This window comes from Pseudomonas citronellolis, assembly GCF_029335315.1.
Lineage (GTDB): Bacteria > Pseudomonadota > Gammaproteobacteria > Pseudomonadales > Pseudomonadaceae > Pseudomonas > Pseudomonas citronellolis_A.
In genome coordinates this window covers 1-5,978 of record NZ_JARJLT010000249.1, presented here as the reverse complement: position 1 = coordinate 5,978, position 5,978 = coordinate 1, and the positions used below count along the sequence as shown (strand labels likewise).

Annotated in this window: 5 protein-coding genes and 1 rRNA gene; 4 read left to right on the top strand and 2 right to left on the bottom strand. The window is 67.8% G+C overall.

Annotation, left to right across the window (positions count from 1 at the left end; genetic code table 11):
• The first annotated feature begins 34 nt into the window (after positions 1–34).
• Positions 35–150, top strand: a 5S ribosomal RNA gene (rrf, locus tag P3W75_RS18775).
• 392 nt (positions 151–542) lie between these two features.
• Here rrf and P3W75_RS18770 read toward each other — a convergent pair.
• On the bottom strand, positions 543–2,036 hold the full coding sequence (locus P3W75_RS18770; protein WP_276228822.1) for an aldehyde dehydrogenase: 1,494 nt from the start codon (positions 2,034–2,036) through the stop codon (positions 543–545).
• Positions 2,037–2,263: 227 nt separating this feature from the next.
• Here P3W75_RS18770 and P3W75_RS18765 point away from each other — a divergent pair, with 227 nt between their 5' ends.
• From P3W75_RS18765 to P3W75_RS18755, 3 genes are all read left to right on the top strand, one after another.
• The gene (locus P3W75_RS18765; RefSeq protein ID WP_276228821.1) at positions 2,264–3,019 is read left to right on the top strand and encodes a cache domain-containing protein; all 756 of its coding nucleotides are present in this window, start codon (positions 2,264–2,266) and stop codon (positions 3,017–3,019) included.
• Positions 3,020–3,089: 70 nt separating this feature from the next.
• Positions 3,090–3,767 (top strand): YceH family protein, encoded by a 678-nt coding sequence (locus P3W75_RS18760; RefSeq protein ID WP_276228820.1) that lies wholly within the window; start codon positions 3,090–3,092, stop codon positions 3,765–3,767.
• A 97-nt stretch (positions 3,768–3,864) separates the two neighbouring features.
• Positions 3,865–4,161 carry a hypothetical protein gene (locus tag P3W75_RS18755; RefSeq protein ID WP_276228819.1) on the top strand — a complete coding sequence of 99 codons (297 nt, stop codon included), beginning with the start codon at positions 3,865–3,867 and terminating at the stop codon, positions 4,159–4,161.
• A gap of 38 nt (positions 4,162–4,199) precedes the next feature.
• Here P3W75_RS18755 and P3W75_RS18750 read toward each other — a convergent pair whose 3' ends face one another.
• Positions 4,200–5,819: an NADP-dependent glyceraldehyde-3-phosphate dehydrogenase gene (locus P3W75_RS18750; protein WP_276228818.1), complete on the bottom strand. Its 1,620-nt coding sequence runs from the start codon at positions 5,817–5,819 to the stop codon at positions 4,200–4,202.
• Positions 5,820–5,978: the final 159 nt, after the last annotated feature.

The following is a 5,978-nucleotide window of genomic DNA, read 5'->3' as shown; positions in this document are numbered from 1 at the left end:
CGTGTGCGCAAGCCACGAGCGTCCGAAAGAATTGCTTGACGACCATAGAGCGTTGGAACCACCTGATCCCATCCCGAACTCAGTAGTGAAACGATGCATCGCCGATGGTAGTGTGGAGTTTCTCCATGTGAGAGTAGGTCATCGTCAAGCACCTATCCCAAAGCCCCTGATCAGCCTAGCTGGTCGGGGGTTTTGCTTTTGTGCGCGGAAAAGCCTGGGTTGTCCTCGGCGTCCGTCATGCCTGCGATTGCCGCCCGCTGCGGAACGCATCGCGGGCGTGGCCCGCTCCTACGGCGGTAGGACGTAGCGTCCGTGCGTTGAAAGGCGCTGGATTCCCGCGTTCGCGGGAACGACGGATCAAACGTAGGCGCCCCCGGCGTCATCCCCGCGAACGCGGGGACCCAGCGACTCTCGGACTTCCATCGGAAATGCCACGGCATCGGCTAGCGCAAGCGCTATCCGTGACCGAGTGTGGGCGTTGGAGGGGGAATTCCAGGGAGGGAGTGATCCCCCACCCGCAAGCGAGTGGGGGATCGGGTGGATCAGAGCTTGATCCAGGTGGCCTTCAGTTCGGTGTACTTGTCGAAGGCGTGCAGCGACTTGTCGCGGCCGTTGCCGGACTGCTTGAAGCCGCCGAAGGGCGCGGTCATGTCGCCGCCGTCGTACTGGTTCACCCACACGCTGCCGGCGCGCAGGGCGCGGGCGGTCTGGTGGGCCTTGGAGATGTCGCGGGTCCAGACCGCGGCGCCCAGGCCATACGGCGTATCGTTGGCGATGCGGATGGCTTCTTCGGCGTTCTCGAACTCGATCACCGACAGCACCGGCCCGAAGATTTCCTCGCGGGCGATGCGCATGGCGTTGCTCACACCATCGAACAGGGTCGGCTCGACGTAGGTGCCACCGGTTTCCTCCAGCACGCGCTGGCCGCCGGTAAGCAGTTCCGCGCCCTCGGCCTTGCCCGCTTCGATGTAGCCCAGCACCTGCTCCAGCTGACGACCGTCCACCAGGGCGCCGACGTTGGTTTCCGGGTCCAGCGGGTGGCCGGCTTTCCAGCCTTTCAGGGCCTCGACCACCATCGGCACGAACTGCGCCTTGATGGACTTCTCCACCAGCAGGCGCGAGCCAGCGGTGCACACTTCGCCCTGGTTGAAGGCGATGGCGGCGGCCGCGGATTCGGCGGCGGCCTGCAGGTCCGGAGCGTCGGCGAAGACGATGTTCGGGCTCTTGCCGCCGGCTTCCAGCCACACGCGCTTCATGTTCGATTCGCCGGCGTAGACCATCAGTTGCTTGGCGATCTTGGTCGAGCCGGTGAACACTACGGTGTCCACATCCATGTGCAGCGCCAGGGCCTTGCCCACGGTGTGGCCATAGCCCGGCAGGATGTTCAGCACGCCCTTGGGCAGGCCCGCTTCGATGGCCAGCTGGGCGATGCGGATGGCGGTCAGCGGCGAGCGCTCCGACGGCTTGAGGATCACCGAGTTGCCGGTGGCCAGGGCCGGGCCGAGTTTCCAGCTGGCCATCATCAGCGGGAAGTTCCATGGCACGATGGCGGCGACCACGCCCACCGCCTCGCGAGTGACCAGGCCGAGCTGGTCGTGCGGGGTGGCGGCGACTTCGTCATAGACCTTGTCGATCGCCTCGCCGCTCCAGCGGATGCTGTCCACCGCACCGGGCAGGTCGACGTTCAGCGAATCGCCGATCGGCTTGCCCATGTCCAGGGTCTCCAGCAGCGCCAGCTCTTCGGCGTGGGTGTCGAGCAGCTCGGAGAAGCGGATCAGCACGGCCTTGCGCGCGGCCGGGGCCTGGCGCGACCACACACCCGACTCGAAGGTGGCGCGGGCGTTCTGCACGGCCCGTTCGGCGTCGGCGGCGTCGCAGCTGGCGACTTTGGCCAGCAGGCGCCCGTCCACTGGGCTCAGGCAGTCGAAGGTGGCGCCGTCGGCGGCGTCCAGGTACTGCCCGTCGATGAAGGCGCGGCCCTCGATCTTCAGTTGGCTGGCACGGGCTTCCCAGTCGGCTCGGGTCGCTTGGGTCATGGTTCGCTTGCTCCTGCTGGTTGTCGTTGTAATGCCCCAAGGGGCGAATCCGGATAATACATCTGAGACCATATCTTATGGTTTTGCGAATGCCAAGCGCCGTGCCGCCGGTGCCGAATGGCACATGGCTTGCTGTAAGCTTTGCGCTCCGAGCGAACTGGCGTGCCGGGGCAAGGAAGCGAGCCCCGTGGCTCGTGGCGAAACCCCGACTACCCGAGGCCCCGGTCATGTTTCCCGAGATTGCAGCGGACGAACTCCAGCAGTGCGCGAAGACTATAGACGCTTCCATCCGTAACGTTTTCCAGCGGCTCGACGACATGGCCGCCGAGGTGGTGGCGATCTGGGAAGCGTGCGCGGCGTCCGGGCGCACGCCCGGAGCGAGCGATCTCGCCGCCCTGCGCCCGCGCATCCAGCGCAACCTGGCCAGCGAGCAATGCCGCATGCATGGCACCGGCGTGGTGCTCGAGCCCGGCGTGCTGGCCGATCGCGACATGTTCCTCGAATGGTGGCACCAGGGCCCCCGTGGCCGCGCCGTGCCGCTGTCGCTGAGCTTCGACCTGCGCAAGGAACACTTCTACGACTACCCGAACATGCCCTGGTACTCGCGGCCGCGCAGCAGTGGCCTGCCCTCGGTGGAGGGGCCCTTCGTCGACCTCTACGGCACCGACCTGTACATCCTCGCGTTCTCCATCCCGATCCGGGTGGCGGGCCGCTTCATCGGCGTGGCCGCCGCCGATATCGCCCTGCAGGCCTTCGAGCCGGTGCTGCTGCGCAGCCTCCTGCGCCTGGGCAATGAAGCGCTGGTGGTGAACGCCGAGGGTCGGGTGGTGGCGGCCAACACCGCCAACTGGTTCGCCGGCGACATGGCGCGCCAGGCGCTGGGCGCCGGCGAAGGCCAGCCACGGGTACGCGCGCTGCTGGAGTCCTCTTCGCTGTGGTCGGTGGTGGAGCGCCCGGTGAGCCGGCTGCATGCGCCCCAGTGACCTCGCCGAGAGTGCCAAAGCCGGCGCGGGCGGCTAGGCTAGAGCCCTCGAAGAGACTCCTGGAACGAGCATGAACGACGAATCCGCAAGCCTGCCCGAGCGCGAACCCCTGAGCGCGGTGGAACTCCGCGTCCTCGGCAGCCTGATCGAGAAGCAGCTGACCACCCCGGAAACCTATCCGCTGACGCTCAACGCGCTGGTCACCGCCTGCAACCAGAAGACCAGCCGCGAGCCGGTGATGGACCTCAACCCCGGCCAGGTCGGCCAGGCCCTGCGCCGCCTGGAAGGGCTGGATATGGTGCGCCTGGTCATGGGCAGCCGCGCCGACCGCTGGGAGCAGCGCCTGGACAAGGCCCTGGAGCTGGTCAAGCCGCAATGGGTGCTGCTCGGCCTGCTGTTCCTGCGTGGCCCGCAGACGCTCAACGAGCTGCTCACGCGCAGCATGCGCATGCACGATTTCGATGACACCGAAGAACTCCGCCACCAGTTGGAACGCCTGGCCGTGCGGGGATTCGCCGTGCAGCTGGAGCGCCAGCCCGGCCAGCGCGAGGACCGCTACATGCACCTGCTGGGTAGCGAGGCCGAGCGCGAGGCGGCGATCGCCGCCAGCGGCCGCCAGGCCTCCGCGCCGCGCGCCGAGCACAGCGTCCAGGACGAGGCGCGGATCATTGAACTGGAGGCCCGCGTGGCCGCACTCGAGGAGCGCCTGGCGCGCCTGGAGGCGGACCGCGACAGCGGCCTGGATTGAAACGCTAGCGGCCATGGACCCGGCCCGCGTAAGAATTCGTTAAGAATTCGCCCGCATAGTTCCGGGGTCGTCTCCATGGCCGTACAGGGGAGCCACCATGAGTCCTGGACCATCGCCGGCGCTGCTGGTTTCAGTGCTGTGCCAATTGTCCGAAAGCCAGCCGCGTTCGCTCGCCGAACTGAGTGGGCGGCGCGAGAACAACCTGCTGGCCATTCGCGAGCTGTTCCGCCAGGGGCGGATCACCGGGGTGTTGCGCGACGATCCGTTCGGCAACGAGGATGAGCACGGCCCGCTGCTGTGCGACGCCGAGCGCCTGCGTCTGCGTCGCCCCTACGCCTGCCAGGTGCAGGAGCTGCACGAGCAGACGCCGCTGCCGGGCCTGCTGAGCACCTGAGCCCGCGCTCCGGCGGAGCGCGGGCCGGCGCCTGGCCATCAGAAGAGGTAGTCGGTGGTCAGGAAGTTCGACTCGCGGCCCTGGATGATCTCGCTGATCAGCGCCTTGTTGGCGGCGTTGAAGCGGGTGGCCACCAGGGTGCGGATGGAGAAGGTGCGCAGTGCGTCGTGCACCGAGAGGGTGCCCTCGGCGGAGTTCTTGCGGCCGTTGAACGGGTAGCTGTCCGGGCCGCGCTGGCACTGGGCGTTGAGGTTGATGCGGCCGACCTGGTTGGCGAAGGCGTCGACCAGCCGGCCGACTTCCTCGGGATCGCTGCCGAACAGGCTGAGCTGCTGGCCGTAGTCGGACTGCAGCACATAGTCGATGACTTCCTCCAGCTCGCGATAGGGCACCACCGGCACCAGCGGGCCGAACTGCTCCTCGTGGTACAGGCGCATCTGCGCCGTCACCGGGCTGAGCAGCGCCGGGTAGAAGAAGCTCTGCCGCGCCTCGCCGCCGCCGGCGTTGATGACCCTGGCGCCTTTCTCCAGGGCGTCGTCCAGCAGCCCCTTGAGGTAATCCACCTTGCCTGGTTCGGGCAGTGGCGTCAGCGCTACCCCCGGCTCCCAGGGCATGCCCGGCTTGAGCTGGGCCAGGCGCGCGCTGAACTTGTCGAGGAACGGCTGCAGCACGCTGTCGTGGACGAACAGGATCTTCAGCGCCGTGCAGCGCTGGCCGTTGAACGACAGCGCGCCGGTGATGGCTTCCTCGACGGCGTTGTCCAGGTCCACCTGCGGCAGGACGATGCCGGGGTTCTTCGCGTCCAGGCCCAGCGCCGCGCGCAGGCGGTGCGGGCGCGGGTGCAGGCGCTTGAGGTCGGCGGCGCCCTTGTGCGTACCGATGAAGGCGAACACGTCGACCTTGCCGCTGGCCATCAGCGCCGAGACCGTCTCGCGGCCGCGCCCGTAGATGATGTTGATGACCCCTGGCGGGAAGCTGCTGCGGAACGCCTCCAGCAGCGGGCGCATCAGCAGAACGCCGAACTTGGCCGGCTTGAACACCACGGTGTTGCCCATGATCAGCGCCGGGATCAGCGTGGTGAAGGTCTCGTTCAGCGGGTAGTTGTACGGGCCCATGCACAGCGCCACGCCCAGCGGCACGCGGCGGATCTGGCCGAGGGTGCCCTGTTCCAGCTCGAAGCGGCTGGAGCGGCGGTCGAGCTCCTTCAGCGCCTGGATGGTGTCGACGATGTAGTCGCAGGTGCGGTCGAACTCCTTCTCCGAGTCCTTGAGGTTCTTGCCGATCTCCCACATCAGCAGCTTGACCACCGCCGCGCGCTGCTCGCGCATGCGCGCCAGGAAGCTTTCCACGTGCTGGATGCGCTCGGCCACGCGCAGGTTCGGCCACAGGCCCTGGCCGCTGTCGTAGGCGGCCACCGCGGCGTCGAGGGCGGCCAGCGCGGCCTCGGCGTCGAGCAGCGGGGTGCTGCCGAGGATGACCTGTTCTTCGCTGGCGGCGCCCTTCACGAAGATCGGGCTGCGCACCGGCGCCAGCGGGCCGTTCCAGCGGCGCAGTTCACCGCCGACCAGGTATTCGCGTTGTTCGACCGGCGCGTCCGGGCGCCAGGCCTCGGGGATGTCGGTGAGCGTGGGGAACAGGGTATCGAGGTTGTGGCTCATGGTTCCTCCCTCAGGAACGGGCGCCCGGAGAGGGCGGCCGACAGGAATGTTCTAGCGCGGATCGGGCTGAAGGTGAATCGTTTCAGCTCGCGTTTGTCGGAAGACCCGGCGCGGGCCGGGTTTCAGCGCGGTTTTTTCACCGGGGCGGCCTTGCTCGGC

Excerpts from the sequence above, each read along its gene's own strand:
- P3W75_RS18760 (WP_276228820.1), top strand. The coding sequence starts at position 3,090 with ATGAACGACGAATCCGCAAGCCTGCCCGAGCGCGAACCCCTGAGCGCG.
- P3W75_RS18765 (WP_276228821.1), top strand. The coding sequence starts at position 2,264 with ATGTTTCCCGAGATTGCAGCGGACGAACTCCAGCAGTGCGCGAAGACT.
- P3W75_RS18750 (WP_276228818.1), bottom strand. The coding sequence starts at position 5,819 with ATGAGCCACAACCTCGATACCCTGTTCCCCACGCTCACCGACATCCCC.
- P3W75_RS18755 (WP_276228819.1), top strand. The coding sequence starts at position 3,865 with ATGAGTCCTGGACCATCGCCGGCGCTGCTGGTTTCAGTGCTGTGCCAA.
- P3W75_RS18770 (WP_276228822.1), bottom strand. The coding sequence starts at position 2,036 with ATGACCCAAGCGACCCGAGCCGACTGGGAAGCCCGTGCCAGCCAACTG.